At 62.5% G+C, this 16,938-nt stretch carries 14 protein-coding genes and 2 tRNA genes; 12 read left to right on the forward strand and 4 right to left on the reverse strand.

From position 1 onward, the window contains the following. Positions 1 to 29: 29 nt before the first annotated feature. Positions 30 to 617 (reverse strand): peptidylprolyl isomerase, encoded by a 588-nt coding sequence (locus ABDW57_RS05665; protein WP_343729235.1) that lies wholly within the window; start codon positions 615 to 617, stop codon positions 30 to 32. 223 nt (positions 618 to 840) lie between these two features. Between ABDW57_RS05665 and cysS the strand changes: the two genes are divergently transcribed. The 8 genes from cysS to ABDW57_RS05705 all read left to right on the forward strand — a co-directional run bounded on the left by cysS (position 841) and on the right by ABDW57_RS05705 (position 8,705). Next, the gene (gene cysS / locus ABDW57_RS05670; protein WP_343729236.1) at positions 841 to 2,229 is read left to right on the forward strand and encodes a cysteine--tRNA ligase; all 1,389 of its coding nucleotides are present in this window, start codon (positions 841 to 843) and stop codon (positions 2,227 to 2,229) included. 1 nt (position 2,230) lies between these two features. After that, positions 2,231 to 2,878, forward strand: coding sequence for a DNA-3-methyladenine glycosylase 2 family protein (locus ABDW57_RS05675; RefSeq protein ID WP_343729237.1), 648 nt, complete (start codon positions 2,231 to 2,233; stop codon positions 2,876 to 2,878). Positions 2,879 to 2,962: 84 nt separating this feature from the next. Then, complete coding sequence (locus ABDW57_RS05680) at positions 2,963 to 3,937, forward strand: acetyl-CoA carboxylase carboxyltransferase subunit alpha (protein ID WP_154357951.1); 975 nt, start codon at positions 2,963 to 2,965, stop codon at positions 3,935 to 3,937. Between the two features lie 116 nt (positions 3,938 to 4,053). Next, a complete protein-coding gene (gene tilS / locus ABDW57_RS05685) occupies positions 4,054 to 5,439 on the forward strand; it encodes a tRNA lysidine(34) synthetase TilS (protein ID WP_343729238.1) in 1,386 nt (461 codons plus the stop codon). Between the two features lie 144 nt (positions 5,440 to 5,583). Beyond that, positions 5,584 to 6,831: an aspartate kinase gene (locus ABDW57_RS05690; protein WP_343729239.1), complete on the forward strand. Its 1,248-nt coding sequence runs from the start codon at positions 5,584 to 5,586 to the stop codon at positions 6,829 to 6,831. Positions 6,832 to 6,932: 101 nt separating this feature from the next. Beyond that, positions 6,933 to 7,025 (forward strand) — tRNA-Ser (locus ABDW57_RS05695). Positions 7,026 to 7,286: 261 nt separating this feature from the next. Next, positions 7,287 to 7,379, forward strand: a tRNA-Ser gene (locus tag ABDW57_RS05700). 111 nt (positions 7,380 to 7,490) lie between these two features. Beyond that, a complete protein-coding gene (locus ABDW57_RS05705) occupies positions 7,491 to 8,705 on the forward strand; it encodes a hypothetical protein (RefSeq protein WP_343729240.1) in 1,215 nt (404 codons plus the stop codon). Here the strand turns inward: ABDW57_RS05705 and ABDW57_RS05710 are convergent. The 3 genes from ABDW57_RS05710 to ABDW57_RS05720 all read right to left on the reverse strand — a co-directional run bounded on the left by ABDW57_RS05710 (position 8,693) and on the right by ABDW57_RS05720 (position 11,415). Then, positions 8,693 to 9,334: a hypothetical protein gene (locus tag ABDW57_RS05710; RefSeq protein ID WP_343729241.1), complete on the reverse strand. Its 642-nt coding sequence runs from the start codon at positions 9,332 to 9,334 to the stop codon at positions 8,693 to 8,695. The genes ABDW57_RS05705 and ABDW57_RS05710 overlap by 13 nt on opposite strands. A gap of 8 nt (positions 9,335 to 9,342) precedes the next feature. After that, positions 9,343 to 10,293 (reverse strand): 5'/3'-nucleotidase SurE, encoded by a 951-nt coding sequence (locus tag ABDW57_RS05715; RefSeq protein ID WP_343729242.1) that lies wholly within the window; start codon positions 10,291 to 10,293, stop codon positions 9,343 to 9,345. A 132-nt stretch (positions 10,294 to 10,425) separates the two neighbouring features. Then, positions 10,426 to 11,415 (reverse strand): glycoside hydrolase family 43 protein, encoded by a 990-nt coding sequence (locus ABDW57_RS05720; RefSeq protein WP_343729243.1) that lies wholly within the window; start codon positions 11,413 to 11,415, stop codon positions 10,426 to 10,428. A 106-nt stretch (positions 11,416 to 11,521) separates the two neighbouring features. On the opposite strand from ABDW57_RS05720, the gene ABDW57_RS05725 reads away from it, so the two are divergent. The 4 genes from ABDW57_RS05725 (at position 11,522) to ABDW57_RS05740 (ending at position 16,934) form a co-directional block, all read left to right on the forward strand. Beyond that, positions 11,522 to 12,994, forward strand: a complete 1,473-nt coding sequence (locus ABDW57_RS05725) for a carboxylesterase family protein (RefSeq protein ID WP_343729244.1) — start codon at positions 11,522 to 11,524, stop codon at positions 12,992 to 12,994. Between the two features lie 94 nt (positions 12,995 to 13,088). Next, complete coding sequence (locus ABDW57_RS05730; protein ID WP_343729245.1) at positions 13,089 to 13,985, forward strand: isoaspartyl peptidase/L-asparaginase; 897 nt, start codon at positions 13,089 to 13,091, stop codon at positions 13,983 to 13,985. 81 nt (positions 13,986 to 14,066) lie between these two features. Next, the gene (locus ABDW57_RS05735; protein ID WP_343729246.1) at positions 14,067 to 14,336 is read left to right on the forward strand and encodes a GlsB/YeaQ/YmgE family stress response membrane protein; all 270 of its coding nucleotides are present in this window, start codon (positions 14,067 to 14,069) and stop codon (positions 14,334 to 14,336) included. A 291-nt stretch (positions 14,337 to 14,627) separates the two neighbouring features. Next, positions 14,628 to 16,934: an FdhF/YdeP family oxidoreductase gene (locus ABDW57_RS05740; protein ID WP_343729247.1), complete on the forward strand. Its 2,307-nt coding sequence runs from the start codon at positions 14,628 to 14,630 to the stop codon at positions 16,932 to 16,934. Positions 16,935 to 16,938 lie beyond the last annotated feature (4 nt).

Genomic DNA, 16,938 nt, shown 5'->3' on the forward strand with positions numbered 1-16,938 from the left:
TGGTTAAAAATTACAGCAAGGCCGCTATTTTACTGTTTCGGCTGGATTGGTGTCTTCAAAATCGTGGCGGACTTCACCGTGATCGGAATCACCGGGATGTTCTGGAAGATGCCTTTGTCGTCCACCAGCACGCCCTTGATCTTGTCCACGGTCTCAAAACCTTTGACGACTTTGCCAAACACGGTGTAGCCGCCCGAGCCATCCGGACCCGGATAATCGAGCGGGGCATTGTCTTCGACGTTGATGAACCATTGCGAGGTGGCCGAATTCGGATCACCCATGCGCGCCATGGCCAGCGAGTATTTCACGTTGCTCAGGCCGTTATTCGACTCGATCGGCACCGGTTTGTTGACCGGTTTGCCCTTGAGTTTTTCATCGTAGCCGCCACCCTGGATCATGAAGCCGTCGATCACGCGGTGGAAAATCGTGCCTTTATAGAAACCGGACTTCACATAGGTGAGGAAGTTGTCGACCGTCTTCGGTGCTTTCTCGCGATTCAGTTCCACCACGATATCGCCCATGGTGGTCTTCAGTTCAACCTGGGTGACGGCGGGCGCGGCCAGCACAGCGGCGGAGAGCGTCAGGCCGGCGAGGGCGGTCAGCAGTTTTTGATACATCGGGCATCCTCTTCAAGATGTTGGATAGGCAAAATCCAGTTACAGATGAGGCCTATGCTGTTTTTATCAATGCTATACTTGTTCCATTCTACCCCTTAGAAGGTAGAAACAAGAACATTCCCAAGGTTCCCTCAGGCACACGATGATGACTGGTGCGCGCTGCTTCAGATGACGCACCGGGCCATCGTATTGCCCGTGGACCCAGCAAAACCGCAAGAGTCCGATGAGCAATTTAAAGATTTACAACACGCTGGCGCGTGACAAGCAAGTATTCGTACCGATCGAACCGGGCAAAGTCCGCATGTATGTATGCGGCATGACCATCTACGATTACTGCCACGTCGGTCACGCCCGCATGATGATGGCGTTTGACGTCATGTACCGCTGGCTGCTGGCTTCCGGCTACGACGTCACCTACGCCCGCAACATCACGGACATCGACGACAAGATCATCAAGCGCGCGGTGGAAAATGGCGAGACCATCTCGCAGCTGACCACCCGCTTCACGCAATACATGGACGAAGACACCACCGCGCTGGGCATCCTGCCGCCAACGCTGGTGCCGCGCGCCACCGAGTATGTGCCGCAAATGCTGGCGCTGATCGAGAAGCTGGAAGCCAGGGACCTGGCCTACCAGGGCGAGGACGGCGACGTCAACTACGCAGTGCGCAACTTCCCGCAGTACGGCCGCCTGTCCGGTAAGTCGCTGGACGACCTGCGCGCCGGCGAGCGCGTCGACATCAACACCGGCAAGCGCGATCCGCTGGACTTCGTGCTGTGGAAAGCCTCGAAAGAATCCGAGCCGGAAGAAGTGAAGTGGGATTCCAAGTGGGGCAAGGGCCGGCCGGGCTGGCACATCGAGTGCTCCGCCATGTCGTGCGAGCTGCTGGGCGAACACTTCGACATCCACGGCGGCGGCGCGGACCTGCAGTTCCCGCACCATGAAAACGAGATCGCGCAGTCGGAAGGCGCCTCCGGCCATCCGATGGTCAACTACTGGGTGCACAACGGTTTCGTGCGCGTGGATAACGAAAAGATGTCCAAATCGCTGGGCAATTTCTTCACCATCCGCGACGTGCTGAAGAAGTACGACGCCGAGGTGGTGCGCTTCTTCATCCTGCGCGCCCACTACCGCAGCCCGCTGAATTACTCGGACGCGCACCTGGACGACGCCCGTGGCGCGCTGACCCGCCTGTACACCGCGCTGGATGGCGTGGCGGGCGACGGCCAGCCGCTGGACTGGAAAGAGGAACACGCCGCCCGCTTCGCGGCAGCGATGGACGACGACTTCAACACGCCACTGGCCGTGGCCGCGCTGTTTGACCTGGTCACCGAGCTGAACAAGTCGAAATCGCCGGTGCTGGCGCGCCAGTTGAAAGGCCTGGCGGCCGTGATCGGCCTGCTGGACCGCACGCCGCAGCAATTCCTGCAGGCGTCGGTGGGCGGCGCGGGCGGCGACGATGCCGCCATCACTGCGGCCATCGCCCAGCGCGCGGCAGCCAAGAAGGCGCGCAACTTCGCGGAATCGGACCAGATCCGTGCCGACCTGCTGGCGGCCGGCATCATCCTCGAAGACAAGCCTGACGGCACCACCAACTGGCGCCGCGCATAACATGGTGATCGCCAGGGATAACGAGGCCGCGGGCGGCGTGCCGCCGTACTGGGAGCAAGCCAAGGCTGAGCTCATGAAGCGGGACCGCATCATGAACAAGCTCATCCCGCAGTTTGGCGACCTGCACCTGCGCGGCCATCATGATCCGTTTACCACCTTGGCGCGTTCCATCGTCGGCCAGCAGGTGACCGCCAGGGTTGCCGACGTGGCCTGGAAAAAACTGCTGGATATCAGCCCGAAATGCACGCCGGCGCAGATCATCAAGGCCGGTCCCGAGCAGCTGGCGGCATGCGGCCTGTCCAAGCGCAAGACCGAGTACATCCTTGACCTGGCCGACCACTTCAAGAACAAGCGCGTCCACACGGCCCAGTGGGACCAGATGGACGACGAGGCGGTGATTGCCGAGCTGGTGCAGATCCGCGGCATCGGCCGCTGGACAGCCGAGATGTTTTTGATATTTAATCTGCTCCGACCTAACGTTCTGCCGCTGGACGACCCCGGCCTGATCCAGGGCATCAGCCAGAATTACTTCTCCGGCGAACCGGTCTCGCGCAGCGATGCGCGCGAGGTTTCCGCCAACTGGGAACCCTACCGCACGGTCGCCACGTGGTATTTATGGCGTAGTCTCGACCCGGTTGCTGTAGAATAGATACTCTAATCGCTGTGCGAGGACTTTTTGTGCCTGTCACAAACGGGCAACTGAGCCGCAGCTGAGAATAAACACGGAGGTACAATGACCAAAACGACTTTCCTCAATTTTGAGCAACCGATTGCTGAACTCGACGGCAAAATCGAAGAACTGCGCTTCGTACAAGACGATTCCGCTGTCGACATCTCTGAGGAGATCGACCGTCTGGCCAAAAAAAGCCAGCAGCTGACCAAAGACATCTACGCCAAGCTGACGCCATGGCAGGTATCGCAAATCGCGCGTCACCCACAACGTCCATACACCATGGACTACGTGAATGAAATCTTCACCGACTTCCACGAACTGCACGGCGACCGCACCTACGCGGACGACCTGTCGGTGGTGGGCGGCCTGGCGCGCTTCAATGGCCAGGCTTGCATGGTGATCGGCCACCAGAAGGGCCGCGACACCAAAGAGCGTGCCATGCGCAATTTCGGCATGCCGAAGCCGGAGGGCTACCGCAAAGCCATGCGCCTGATGAAGCTGGCCGAGAAATTTGGCATTCCGGTGTTCACCTTTGTGGATACGCCGGGCGCCTTCCCCGGCATCGACGCGGAAGAGCGCGGCCAGTCGGAAGCGATCGGCCACAATCTGTACGTGATGGCGGAACTGAAAGTGCCGCTGATCGCCACCATCATCGGTGAAGGCGGTTCTGGCGGCGCGCTGGCAATTGCCGTGGCCGACCAGGTGCTGATGCTGCAATATGCGACCTATTCGGTGATCTCGCCGGAAGGCTGCGCCTCGATTCTGTGGAAGACCTCGGAGCGCGCGGCCGACGCCGCCGAAGCGCTGGGCCTGACCGCGCACCGCCTGAAAGCGATCGGCCTGATCGACAAGATCGTCAGCGAGCCGCTGGGCGGTGCACACCGCGATCCGAAGCAGATGGCCACGCTGCTGAAGCGCGCGCTGGCCGACTCGCTGCGTCAGTTCCACGGCATGAAGACCAAAGACCTGCTGGAAGCCCGTCACGAGAAGCTGATGAGCTACGGCAAATTCAAAGAAACCACGCCGCAGGAATAAATTGGGTACCGGCGTTCGCCGGTATGATGCCGTCGCACCGGCGAACGCCGGTGCCCATAGAACACCACCGGGAGCCCGCGCCTGCGCCGCTCCCGGTTTGCATTTGGAGCCACACCTTGAAGCAGCAGAAACCGACACTGGAGTCCACCTTCCACCACGCCACCACCGCCGCCCGTGGCGACGCCTCGCGCATCGCCATCGCCCTGAGCGGCGGCCTGGACTCCTCGGCGCTGCTGCACCTGGCCCATGCCTACGCGCAGCGGCACGAGCTCACCTTGTGCGCCTTCCACATCCACCACGGCCTCAGCCCCAACGCCGACGCCTGGCTGGCCCATTGCGAACACGCGTGCGCCGCGCTCGGCGTTTCTTTTGAAGCGCGCCACATCCAGCTGCAGGACGCTAACAAATCCGGCACCGAAGCCGCCGCCCGCAAAGCCCGCTATGCCGCTTTGGGCGCGCTATGCCGCGAGCACAAGGTGCAACTGCTGCTGACCGCCCACCACCTCGACGACCAGGCTGAAACCGTGCTGCTGCAACTGCTGCGCGGCTCCGGCCCGGCCGGCCTGTCCGGCATGGACGCCGCCAATACCGCCGCCGGCCTGCTGCAAAATGACCAGCTGGTGATGGCCCGGCCGCTGCTGCAAGCCTCGCGCCGGCAGCTGGAAAGCTACGTCAGCCAGCACAACATCAGTCACATCCACGACGAATCCAACGACGACCCGTGCTACGCCCGCAACGCGCTGCGCCACACCGTCATGCCGGCGCTGGAACAGCACTTCCCCGGCTTCCAGGAGCGCTTCGCCCGCAGCGCCCAGCACGCCCAATCCGCCACCCGCCTGCTGACCGAACTGGCCGAACAAGACCTGGCCGCCACGCAGGACGGCGACCAGCTCGACATCAGCAAACTGCGCGCCCTGGGCCAGGACCGCGCCTACAATCTGCTGCGCCACTGGTTTGGCACGCGCGGCTACAGCATGCCCAGCACTGCCTGGCTGGCGGAAATGCTCACGCAGCTGCTGGAAGCCAAATACGACGCCCAGCTGCTGGTCACCCATCCCGACTGCCACGTGCGCCGCTACCGCGACCGCCTGCATCTGACGCCCAAACTGGCCGAGCTCGAAGGCACCCGCGAAGACCAGTTCGACGACAAACCCGGCACCGGCTTCAGCTGGAACGGCGAAACCGCGCTGGCGTTCCCGGCCTATGGCGGCGTGCTGCACTTTGAGCCGGCGGAAGAGGGCTTCGATCCCGACTGGCTGCGCGCGCAGCCGCTGCTGATTGAATTCCGCCGCGGCGGCGAAAAACTCAAGCTGGCGCCCAACCGTTCCACCCGTCCGGTGAAATACCATTATCAGGCCCTCAACATTCCAGCCTGGGAGCGCGGCCGGCTGCCGGTTGTCAAGAATGCCAGCCGCCTGCTGTTCGCCGCCGGCATCGGCATGGACTGCCACCATCTGGGCGCGGGGGCAGGGCGGGTGCGTCTGCGCTGGGAAGCTGTATAGACATTGAAGCGCTTTCTGCCGAATTTTGTATGTAGATATGTCTATTCAGTATGAGTTTATGAGCTTTTTGACTTGTTATTTTGCACTGCGACATGTAGAGTTAAGGGTTCCATTTACCTTTATTTGAGCGGAAAACTCACTGTTATGGCTTTAATCGTGCACAAATATGGCGGTACGTCGATGGGTTCGACGGACCGTATCAAGAACGTCGCGCGGCGTGTCGCCAAGTGGCATGACGCCGGGCACCGCATTGTGGTGGTCCCGTCGGCAATGTCGGGCGAGACCAACCGCCTGATCGCCCTGGCCAAGGAAATTCAAGCCCAGCCCGATCCACGCGAGCTGGACATGGTTGCGTCGACCGGCGAACAAGTTTCGGTCGGCCTGCTGTCGATGGCGCTGCAAGCCATTGGCAAGAAAGCCATTTCCTACGCCGGCTGGCAAGTCGCGATTAAAACCGATTCCGCATTCACCAAAGCCCGTATCCAGTCGATCGACAACGAAAAGGTCAACCGTGATCTGGACGAAGGCAAGATCGTCATCATCACCGGCTTCCAGGGCGTGGACGAAGAGGGCAACATCTCGACGCTGGGCCGCGGCGGTTCGGACACCTCGGCAGTGGCGATAGCCGCCGCCATGAAGGCCGACGAATGCCTGATCTTCACCGACGTCGACGGCGTCTACACCACCGACCCGCGCGTGGTGTCGGAAGCGCGCCGCCTGAAAGCCATCACCTTTGAGGAAATGCTGGAACTGGCGTCGCTGGGCTCGAAAGTGCTGCAGACCCGTTCGGTGGAATTCGCTGGCAACTACCGCGTGCCGACCCGCGTTTTGTCGTCGCTGACCGACCCGATGCTGGACATCGAAGAAGAAGCCAACTCCGGCACCCTGATCTCGTTTGAGGAAGATACACACATGGAACAAGCAGTCATCTCCGGTATCGCGTTCAACCGCGATGAAGCCAAAATCACCGTGCTGGGCGTGCCAGACCGTCCGGGCGTGGCCTACCACATCCTGGGCCCGGTGGCCGATGCCAACATCGAAGTCGACATGATCATCCAGAACCAGTCGGTGGATGGCAAGACCGACTTCACCTTCACCGTGCCGCGCAACGACTACCAGCGCGCGCTGGACGTGCTGAACGGCACCAAGGCTGAACTGGGCGCGGCCAGCGTGACTGGCGACGCCAAAGTCTCGAAAATCTCGGTGGTGGGCGTGGGCATGCGTTCGCACGTGGGCGTGGCCTCGAAAATGTTCCGCACCCTGTCGGAAGAGGGCATCAACATCATGATGATCTCGACCTCCGAGATCAAGATTTCGGTGCTGATCGACGAGAAATACATGGAACTGGCCGTGCGCGCGCTGCACAAGGCGTTCGAACTGGAAAAGGCGTAAATTTTTCCAAAAAAACCGCCGGGTTGCCTTGACCAAACGGGTCACGGTCTATACTATGGCGGTCGTCTGCTTCACGGCGGACATAGTTGAGCGATCGACTAGGAGACGTGGCCGAGTGGCCGAAGGCACTTCCCTGCTAAGGAAGCATACGGGCAAAACCTGTATCGTGGGTTCGAATCCCACCGTCTCCGCCAGAACAAAACAAAAAAGCCTCCCCTGCGGGAGGCTTTTTTGTTTTGTTCGGACGGAGACGGCGGGATTCGAAGGGTTTGCGCTTGCAAGCGCAAACCCTCTCCGAATCGTCCGACTGCTGGGCGCGCGCCCAGCCCCGCGCGCCGAGGGCGCGCGACGCATGCTCCGCTGGGCTGCCTCCCTTGACCAAACGGACCCCAGCCTATACTATGTCGCACGTCATCTCTGCAGTTGCAGAAACGACATAGTTGAGCGATCGACTAGGAGACGTGGCCGAGTGGCCGAAGGCACTTCCCTGCTAAGGAAGCATACGGGCAAAACCTGTATCGTGGGTTCGAATCCCACCGTCTCCGCCAGAACATAGCAAAAAAAGCCTCCTTTGTCGGAGGCTTTTTTGCTTTTCTGGCGCGGTAGCGCAGTGTCTAAAGACGGCAGCACAAGACTGGTCAACAATCGTGGAGGTAGCAATGGTGGGGAAGTCCAGGCGCGCCCGCAAGACGCCATCGTCGGACGCTTTGCTGGCGGTCGCTGACCGCCTTGTCCGCATCGAGGGCCTCGCCGGCCTGACCTTGCGGCCTCTGGCCGAGGCGCTGGGCGTATCGGTGACTGTACTTGGTTCGCGTGCGGAAATGCTGGAGGCAATCTGCCGCGCCGCCGCCGAGCAGGACGCCTCGCTGCTGGCCGCGTGGCAGCAAACGCTGGATGCGTTGCCTGGCAGCCTGTCCTCCGCAATGGCCGCGCAACTGGCGGAAGCCGTTCTCGACGACCTGGTCACACGCCAGCGCGCCCTCTCCATGCTGTATCTGGAGCTCCTGCACGCCGCCACATGGGACGAGGCGGCGCATACCGCGCTGCAGCCATGGGCCGCGCGCCGCCGGGCGTTCTGGCAGGGTTTCGGCCAGAGGGCGGGACTGCCGCCCGCGCTGCTGGATGGTGGTTGGTGGAATGGCTATATCATCAGCGAGCTGGCGTACAGCATGGTGCTGGAAGCGGATCTGTCTTACCGGATGCTGCGCCGCCTATGCCTTCAGCGCTTGTTCGCCGGCGGTCTCGGTGCGCCTGACCAGCCTGCGGACGCCGCGCTGCACGCCGCGCTGCAGCGGCGCATGCACGCTGATATCGACAAGGCCGCGAGCGGGCCTGAATGGTCGGCACGCGCAGCGCGTGCATGCGGAATCCGGCTGGCGGCCCAAGGCGTCGGCGGCCTCACGCACCGCGCCATTGCGGCCGATATCGGCATCGCGCCGGCCACGCTCAGCTACCACTATCCCACTCAGCGCTCGCTGGTCGTCGCCGGGCTCGAATCGATCATCGCGCACATGTTGACTGCGGTGGACTCGGCCAGCCTGGCCGAACTGGAGCGCCTGCGTGCGCAGGACGACGGCAAGAAGCTCGATCTCGCACGCGCCGCGATGGCGGTTGCGGTGGCCGCAGCGCGTATGCCGGAACTGGCCGCGCACACGGCTGACATGCGCGGCCGGCGTGGTGGGCATCTGGCGAAGGTGCTCCAAAAATACCTGCCCGATACACAGGGCATCGATGCGCTGTGCGCGCAGATCATCTCGATGGGCCTGACCGGCCTGACGAATATGGAGCCGCCCGGCGATGCCTCCGAGCGGTCCGTGGCGGCGGCATTTGGCGCCGCCGCGCAGTGGCTAAAGCGGAGCGCCTACTCCGCGTAGGCCCACAGATCGACCAGCGTGCTGCCGCTGGAGGTCAACAGGCGAAACGTCGCTGGTGCGTAGTCGCTATCCGCCACCAGATAACCTTCCGATTGCGCCGGCAAGTCGCCGCACGACGACGCCGTCAGCGACGCCTTCAGCGTGTTCGGCAAGGTGCTGGTGGACAGTTTGCCGGTCAATTTGCAGGTGGTGGCGCCGGCCACGATATCGCCGGCGCTGCTGATGGTGAAAGCGGCGGCCGTTCCGCTCGACAGGCGCACCATATAGCTGCGCGCAACCGAGGTCACATTCAATACGGTCGACGGCACCGCACTGCTGTTCAGCAGGTCCAGCGTGGTGTTCTGCTTGGCCGTTGGCGTCATCTGCCAACTGCCATTGCCTTCGCGCCGATACAAAGCCGAGGCCTGCGCCGAGCTGTTATTCAAGACCAGCAAGCGGCTGCCATCCGACGCCGCATAGTACTTGCCGGCCTCAGGGGTGCTGGCGTCGCCGGTGGCGACCGCATACACACCGGCCGCCAGTTCAGTGACTTTCACTTCAGGCGCCGGAACGTTGTTGTTGCTGCTGCCGCAGGCGGCCAGCACCAGTAGCATGCCCGCGCCGATGCACGCGTTGATATGACGGTTCATGGCGCGGCTCACTGGGCAAACAGATCGCGCAGACGCAGGCGCAGCCACTGCTGGCCAGCCGGGCGCTGATCGTATGCCACTTGCATGGCGGTGACGGCAATTTTGGTTTTGTAGACGATTGCCTCATCCTCGGCCTGCTCGGCAGTGGCGGCGGCCGGCAGTGACCCGGACAGGCCCCACGGGGCGGCACTGCTGAATTTCAGGTTGTAGGTATCGTAGGTGCCGATGCGCGAGAACGCCCAGCCGGTATTGGCATTCACCGCGTCCGGGAAGTTAACGTTGAGCGCCAGGCCGTTTGGCAGCAGGGCGGATGAACCGGCCTTGGCTTGCAGCGCTGCGATCAGCTTCATCGATTGCTGCGCAACGATCTTCGAATTGGCGTTGGCCAGGGCGGTGTTGTCGATGGTGTTGGTACCAGCACTGAGGGCGATGGCGGGAATGCCGCGGCCAGCCGCGAACTGCGCGTTGCCGATGGTGCCCGAGCTGATCACCACTTTACCGACGTTCTGGCCCTCGTTCGGGCCGGACAGTACCAGATCTGGCGCCTTGCCCCAGCGCGCCTGCGCCAGCACGTCCAGGCCGTACATGGTGGCCATGACAGGCGTGCCGTGCACGTAATTGAAGTCGCCGCCAGTGTAGCCGCTCTTGGTGAATGGACCGACAGCCGGCGCGCCGGTGGGCGCGGCGCCGTTGTGGCAGCCGCCTTCGGCATCGATCTGGGTCTTGTCGTTGTCCGGAATGATGGTGGTGGTGCTGTACATGACGATGGCCGAACCGCGGCCGCTTTGGCCCGAGCAAGGCACAGAGACGATCACCGAATGGCCTGCAGCCTTCAGTTGATCGTACAGCGCTTTTAGATTGCTGGTCAGGCCATCGTCATTGGCCAGAAGGATATTCAAGGCGAAAGCAGGGCTGGCACACAGCGCCAGTCCCGCGCCCATCATCATGCGGTAATTCATAGCTTCCTTTGCTTGATAGGGGAGGTGGAAGCCGTGATCATATTCAGCTATTGTTACTGCATTATGACGAGTGTTCGATTTTAACTGGTCGGCCAGGCCATATTTTATTTAATAAAAAACGACTGTATGAATTTATTTGTCCGCCAGCGGTGCCCCGAAGTCCGGCGTGCCATCGCTGCGCCAATGGATGAGCTGGGCGCGAGTGTGGCGGTTGGGATCATTCAGCGGATCGCCTTTGATGTCGCGGTAGTTGCGCGCGTGGTAGACCAGCACGTCCTGCTTGCCGTCCGGCGTGGTGGTGAAGGAGTTGTGGCCGGGGCCATATTGGCCGTTGGCGGCGCTGCTGCTGAACACCGGCTGCGACGATTTTTTCCACGCCGCTGGATCGAGCAGGTTGGCCGAGGCGTTCGCGGTCAGCATGCCGAGTGTGTAGTTGGCATCGGTGGCGCTGGCCGAGTAGGTCAGGAACACGCGGCCGTTTTTCACCAGCACCGCCGGCGCTTCATTGACATCAAAGCCGATTTTCTCCCAGGCGTACTCCGGCTGGCTCAGCAAGACCGCCGGCCCGGTGATCGATACCGGGCTATCCATTTTTGCCAGGTAGATCGCTGTCAGGTGTTTGGCCGACGATGCCGGCCGCTGCGTCCATACCAGATAGCGCTGCCCAGCAAGCGCAAACGTGGTCGCATCCAGCGCAAATGATTCCCAGCCGGTCTTCAGCTGGCCGCGCTCGGTCCACTGGCCATCCAGCGGATTGGCGGACGCATTCTCCAGCACGTACAGGCGAATATCAAACGGCGCGTCGGCGCGGCCGGCCGTGAAGTACAGATACCACTTGCCGTCGATGTGATGGATCTCCGGCGCCCAGATATTGGCGCTCATGACGCCGCTGGCATGTTTGCGCCAGACCGTCTTCGCCTCCGCCTTGCCCAGTTCATCGAGGTTCTTCACGCGCCGCAGTTCAATGCGATCGTACTCCGGCACGGTGGCGGTGAAGTAGTAATAGCCGTCGCTGTGCAGCATCACCTGCGGGTCGGCGCGTTGCAGCAGCAGCGGGTTATTGAATGCCGAGGCCTCAGTCATCCACAGCGCGGCGGCCAGCGTGCAAGCCAAGCGGATCATTTCTTGTCTCCTGTAGGTTTTTTCGAAGCATAATGTGATGAAATCGCAGCAGCTGCCAATAACTTTTTAGCGTTCAGCGATAACTTTTTATAACAAAGGAGATTTCATGACGTTGTTTCGCGCGATCGCGTTGATCGCACTATGCTGTGCCGCCCTGACGGCGCGGGCGCAGCCAACCACGCCGGTGAAGGTGTCCGGCGGCGAGATCGTCGGCGTCCATGCCAATGCCATGAATACTTATTTCGGCATTCCCTATGCCGCACCGCCAGTGGGCAAGCTGCGCTGGCGCGCGCCGCAGCCGGTGGCGCCATGGAAGGGCATCCGCCAGGCGACCAGCTTTTCGGCCGCCTGCGCGCAAACCGCCGTCTGGATCACCGATCCCAAAAGCGAGGACTGCCTGTATCTGAATATCTGGGCGCCGGAAAAAGCAGAGAAGCTGCCGGTGCTGGTCTGGATCCACGGCGGCGGCTACTACGGCGGCACCGGCGCGCAGCCTGGCTTTAACGGCGCCAACCTGGCCAGACGCGGTGCCATTGTCGTGACCATCAACTACCGCCTGGGCATTTTCGGCTTCTTCGCCCATCCGGAACTGAAGGAAGACTCCGGCAACCAGGGCTTGCGCGATCAGATCGCCGCGCTGCACTGGGTGAAGAACAACATCGCGGCCTTTGGCGGCGATGCCAGCCGCGTCACCATCTTTGGCGAATCGGCCGGCGGCATCTCGGTCGGCATCCTGATGGCGTCGCCGCTGGCCCAAGGCCTGTTCCACCGCGCCATTGCCGAAAGCGGCAACGCTGGCTGGCCGATGAATCCCGAAGAAAACGCCCCGTACACGCAAAAAAGCGTGGAAGCCACCGGTGTGGCGCTGGCCAGGACGGTGGGCGCGAAAAACCTGGCCGCCCTGCGTGCCATGAGCGTGGAGGCGCTGCACAAGCAGCCGTGGAGCGCGCGCGTCAGCGTGGACGGCCGCGTGCTGCATGAGGATCAGACCAGCCTGTATCGCAACCATCGCCAGAACGACGTGCCTTTGCTGGTGGGCTGGAATGCGGAAGAGGGCAAGGACCTGGCGCCGGAAATCCTCAATACCGCCGAGTTCACCGCGGCCCGTCATAAAGAGCTGGTGACCAAGCTGATCGGCCGCGCGCCTTCGGATGACCTGCTGGCCGCCTATCCGGGCGCCACCGACGCGCAAGCCAAAGCCTCTATCGACCAGCTGACCACCGACTGGTGGGGCTGGCGCAAGGCGTATTGGGCGGGGCTGCAGGCCAAGTACGGACAGTCGCGTGCCTATGTTTACTACTTTACCCATCGTCCGGCGGAACCTGCCACGCCGTGCGGCTATGGCTGCGGCGCTGGTCATGGCGCGGAAATCCGCTACGTCTTCGACAACCTCGATCAGGACCAGCGTCGGTGGAGCGCCGCCGATCGCCAGCTGGCGGCGCGCATGGCCGACACCTGGGTGCAATTCGCCCGCACCGGCAGCCTGCCGGATTGGCCCGCCTACGACGGTTCCACCGCCTCCATCGTGCGCATCGGCGAGGGCAAGGACAAGCTGCCGGACTTCTCGCTCTTCCAGTAAGCGCAGTCTTACGCGCGCACAGCGTGCGCCCCGATGCCGTCGCGGTACACGATTGCAGATAATCTTCCGCACGATAATTTTATGTGGATGAATAATGACAGCAATCGTGGTCCACGGTGGCGCCGGCGCCGGTCAACAATTGAGCGACGGCTGCCAGCGCGCCGCCGAAGCCGCTGCGGCGCGCCTGCAGGCCGGCGATGATGGCTTGGCCGCCGCCATCGCCGCAGTGCTGGTGCTGGAGGACGACGAGCGCTTCAACGCCGGTACCGGCGCTGCGCTCGGCCTCGACGGCACAACCATTGAAATGGATGCTGCTGTCATGGACAGCCGCGGCACGCTGGGCGCCGTCGCCATCCTGCGTTCCGTCAAGAATCCGGTGCTGGTCGCGCGCGACGTGGCGCGCACGCCGCATTGCCTGCTGGCGGGCGAAGGCGCGCTGCGCTTTGCGCGGGCCATGGGCCATGCGCCGTACGACGTGGTAACCGATACAGCCCGCCGCGAGCATGCCGGCATGCTGGAACAACTGTCCAGCGAGGAACCGGCCATGCCGGGCGTCGATAACGATGCCTTCGCCCGCTACTGGAATTACGCCTGCTCGCCGGCCTTCCGTGGCCGGCGCGGCCACGATACGGTGGGCGCCGTAGTGCGCGACGCCGACGGCCACTTCGCGGTAGCCGGCTCCACCGGCGGTTCGGCACCATCGCTGCTGGGGCGGGTGGGCGACACGCCGCTGATCGGCAGCGGTTTCTACGCCGGGCCGGACGGTGCGGTGGCCGCCACCGGCGTCGGTGAATACATCATGCGCCACACGCTGGCCAGCAAGGTCTACCACTGGATCGCGGCCGGCATGGATCTGCAGGAAGCCCTGCAGCGCGGCATCGCGCTAGTGCCGCCCGACGCCGACACCGGCCTGATCGCGGTCAGCAAGACCCAGTCGGGCTGGTGTGCCAATGCCGAGACACCCATCGCGCAGATCTCACGTGCTGTGTGAGGGGCCGCACACAGTCTCGGGCTGCAAGTCTTTACCATGATTTCTCCGTCAACGTTGTTTTATAACATTAAAGGGGGTCGTATGAACTTCATTATCTGGTTGGTGATCGGTGGTGTGCTGGGTTGGCTGGCAAGCATCATCATGCGCACGGATGCGCAGCAGGGCATGTTCCTGAACGTGGTGGTTGGCATCATTGGCGCCGTGCTGGGCGGCCTGGTGCTGGCGCCGATGATCGGCAGCGGCACCATCAATGATGGCGACTACAGCCTGGCCTCGCTGGGGGTATCGTTTGTCGGCGCGATTGTGCTGCTGGCCATCGTCAACCTGCTGTTCCGCGGACGCGCCCGTTAAGGAATCACCCCTTTGACGGCTATGTCTGAGTGCGTCGAGCGCACGGGCACAACCTGAAAACATCAGTGTCGGCCTGCGGCGCAACGCGCTGGTGGTGTTCACTGGGGTATCAGGATCGGGCAAGTCGTCATTGGTGTTTGGCGCGCTGTACGCCGAGGCGCAGCGGCGCTTTCTGGAATCGGTGTCGCCCTGTGCGCGGCAGATTTATGTATTGAGATAAATCAAAGAACTGGCTCGTGTGTCCGAATGTCAGAGCTGACCCCGAATTCCCGATCACAGAGGGGAATACTCATGAAACATACTGAGCAGGAGAACGCAGCGGGCGGTTGGGGATCGTTAAAGGAAGTCGGCAATGCGCTGCTGCATGAGCACGTTGTGCTGGAAGGCAGCAAGCTGCTGCTGCATCAGAATAAGCCGGATGGCTATGCCTGCGTCAGTTGCGCATGGGCCAAGCCGGCCAATCCACATCCGTTTGAATTCTGTGAAAGCGGTGCCAAGGCTACGGCGTGGGAGGTCACCAGCAAGCGCTGCTCGGAAGAGTTCTTCGCCCAGCACAGCGTTGGCGAGTTGCTGGGCTGGAGCGACCATCAGCTGGAAGCTGTCGGCCGCCTGACCACGCCGCTGCGCTGGGACTCGGCCAGCGACCGTTATCTGCCGATTGACTGGGATTCCGCGCTGCAGGAAATTGGCCGGGAGCTGCGCGCAGTGCCGGCTGAGCAGCGCAAGGGCGTGGTGTTTTACAGCTCCGGCCGTGCTGCGCTGGAAGCGTCGTATATGTACCAGCTTTTTGCCCGCATGTACGGCAACAATAATCTGCCTGACAGTTCCAATATGTGCCATGAGAGTACTTCGGTGGCGCTGCCCAAGACGATTGGCGTGCCGATCGGCACGGTGTCGCTGGAAGATTTCGAGCAGACTGACTGTATTTTCTTCTTCGGTCAGAATGTCGGCACCAACAGCCCGCGCATGCTGCACCAGCTGCAGGAGGCGCGCCGCCGTGGTGTGCCCATTATTACCTTCAATCCGTTGAAGGAGGCGGGGTTGATGCACTTTTCCAATCCACAGTCGCCGCTGGAGATGTTGACGCCAACCGAGACCACCATCAGCACGCAATACCTGCAAGTGCGCGCCGGCGGCGATATCGGCGCGCTGCTCGGGCTGTGCAAGGCGCTGGTGGAGGCCGACGATACCGCACGCGCCTATGGCACGCCGCGCGTGCTGGATGTGGCTTTCCTGGCTGAGCACGCCGCCGGGCTGGAAGAGTTCCTGGCAACAGTGCGCGCCACTACGTGGGAGCGCATCGAGCACGAGTCCGGGCTGATGCGCCAGGACCTGGTGGCCGCCGCTGCCACCTATGCGGCCGCCGAGAAAGTGATCGGCATCTATGGCATGGGCCTGACCCAGCACCGGCATGGCGTGCTGAATGTGCAGATGCTGACCAACTTCCTGCTGCTGCGCGGGAATATCGGCAAGCCGGGCGCGGGCGTGTGTCCGGTGCGCGGCCATTCCAATGTGCAGGGCCAGCGCACGGTGGGCATCACGGAAAAGCCGGAGCTGGCACCGCTGGACCAGCTGAAGGAGCTCTACCATTTCGAGCCGCCGCGCGAGAAGGGCTTGAATACGGTGGAGGCCTGCGAAGGCATGCTGGATGGATCGGTCACAGCATTCATCGGCCTGGGCGGCAATTTCCTGCGCGCGGTGCCGGACACGGAACGCATGGAGGAAGCCTGGTCGCGCTTGCGGCTGACGGTGCAGGTGTCCACCAAGCTCAATCGCAGTCATCTGGTGCATGGGGAGATTGCCTACATCCTGCCTTGCCTGGGTCGGATCGAGATCGACCGCCAGGCCAGCGGCGAGCAGTCGGTATCGGTGGAAGACAGTACCGGTTGCATGCACGGTTCCAAAGGCAGGGCGGAGCCGGCAGGGAAGCTGCTGCGTTCCGAACCGGCGATTATCGCTGGGCTGGCGCGCGCCACGCTGGACGACAATCCGGCTGTGCCATGGGATGACTGGGTGGCCGATTACAGCCGCATCCGCGATGCCATCGCCCGGACGTATCCAGAGATTTTCCATGATTTCAATGCGCGCATGTGGACGCCCGGCGGCTTTCGCCGTCCCGTCGCGGCTGCGCACCGGCAGTGGAAGACGCCCAACGGCAAGGCCAACTTCATCGTGCCGGCGGTGATGGATGCCGATCCTGATCAGGCCCGGCCGCACAACGGCATTCTGCGCCTGTTCACCCTGCGCAGCGACAGCCAGTTCAACACTACCATCTATAACGAGGATGACCGCTTCCGTGGCATCAAGGGCGGCAGGCGCGTGCTGCTTATCAATGCTTCCGATCTGACGCAACTGGGCTTGCAGGAGGATCAACTGGTCGATGCGCATGCGGTCAGCACGGATGGCGTCGAGCGCACCGTGCATGGCTTGCGGCTGGTGCGCTATGACGTGCCGTCCGGCTGTGTGGGCGGCTACTACCCGGAGTGCAATCCGCTGCTGGCCTTGTCGCATCATGCGCTGGAAAGCAAGGTGCCGGCCGCCAAATCGATAGCGATCACGCTGACGCCATCGCAGCTTGCAGCCGCAGTCGGCGGCTAGTGCG

This window comes from Duganella sp. (genome assembly GCF_039595735.1).
GTDB lineage: Bacteria > Pseudomonadota > Gammaproteobacteria > Burkholderiales > Burkholderiaceae_D > Rugamonas.

What these genes read in the sequence shown, in the direction of transcription:
- ABDW57_RS05665 (WP_343729235.1), bottom strand. Translation starts at nt 617, where the DNA reads ATGTATCAAAAACTGCTGACCGCCCTCGCCGGCCTGACGCTCTCCGCC.
- ABDW57_RS05715 (WP_343729242.1), bottom strand. Translation starts at nt 10,293, where the DNA reads ATGAATTACCGCATGATGATGGGCGCGGGACTGGCGCTGTGTGCCAGC.
- ABDW57_RS05705 (WP_343729240.1), top strand. Translation starts at nt 7,491, where the DNA reads ATGGTGGGGAAGTCCAGGCGCGCCCGCAAGACGCCATCGTCGGACGCT.
- ABDW57_RS05710 (WP_343729241.1), bottom strand. Translation starts at nt 9,334, where the DNA reads ATGAACCGTCATATCAACGCGTGCATCGGCGCGGGCATGCTACTGGTG.
- cysS (WP_343729236.1), top strand. Translation starts at nt 841, where the DNA reads ATGAGCAATTTAAAGATTTACAACACGCTGGCGCGTGACAAGCAAGTA.
- ABDW57_RS05675 (WP_343729237.1), top strand. Translation starts at nt 2,231, where the DNA reads ATGGTGATCGCCAGGGATAACGAGGCCGCGGGCGGCGTGCCGCCGTAC.
- ABDW57_RS05690 (WP_343729239.1), top strand. Translation starts at nt 5,584, where the DNA reads ATGGCTTTAATCGTGCACAAATATGGCGGTACGTCGATGGGTTCGACG.
- ABDW57_RS05740 (WP_343729247.1), top strand. Translation starts at nt 14,628, where the DNA reads ATGAAACATACTGAGCAGGAGAACGCAGCGGGCGGTTGGGGATCGTTA.
- ABDW57_RS05720 (WP_343729243.1), bottom strand. Translation starts at nt 11,415, where the DNA reads ATGATCCGCTTGGCTTGCACGCTGGCCGCCGCGCTGTGGATGACTGAG.
- ABDW57_RS05725 (WP_343729244.1), top strand. Translation starts at nt 11,522, where the DNA reads ATGACGTTGTTTCGCGCGATCGCGTTGATCGCACTATGCTGTGCCGCC.
- ABDW57_RS05680 (WP_154357951.1), top strand. Translation starts at nt 2,963, where the DNA reads ATGACCAAAACGACTTTCCTCAATTTTGAGCAACCGATTGCTGAACTC.
- ABDW57_RS05735 (WP_343729246.1), top strand. Translation starts at nt 14,067, where the DNA reads ATGAACTTCATTATCTGGTTGGTGATCGGTGGTGTGCTGGGTTGGCTG.
- ABDW57_RS05730 (WP_343729245.1), top strand. Translation starts at nt 13,089, where the DNA reads ATGACAGCAATCGTGGTCCACGGTGGCGCCGGCGCCGGTCAACAATTG.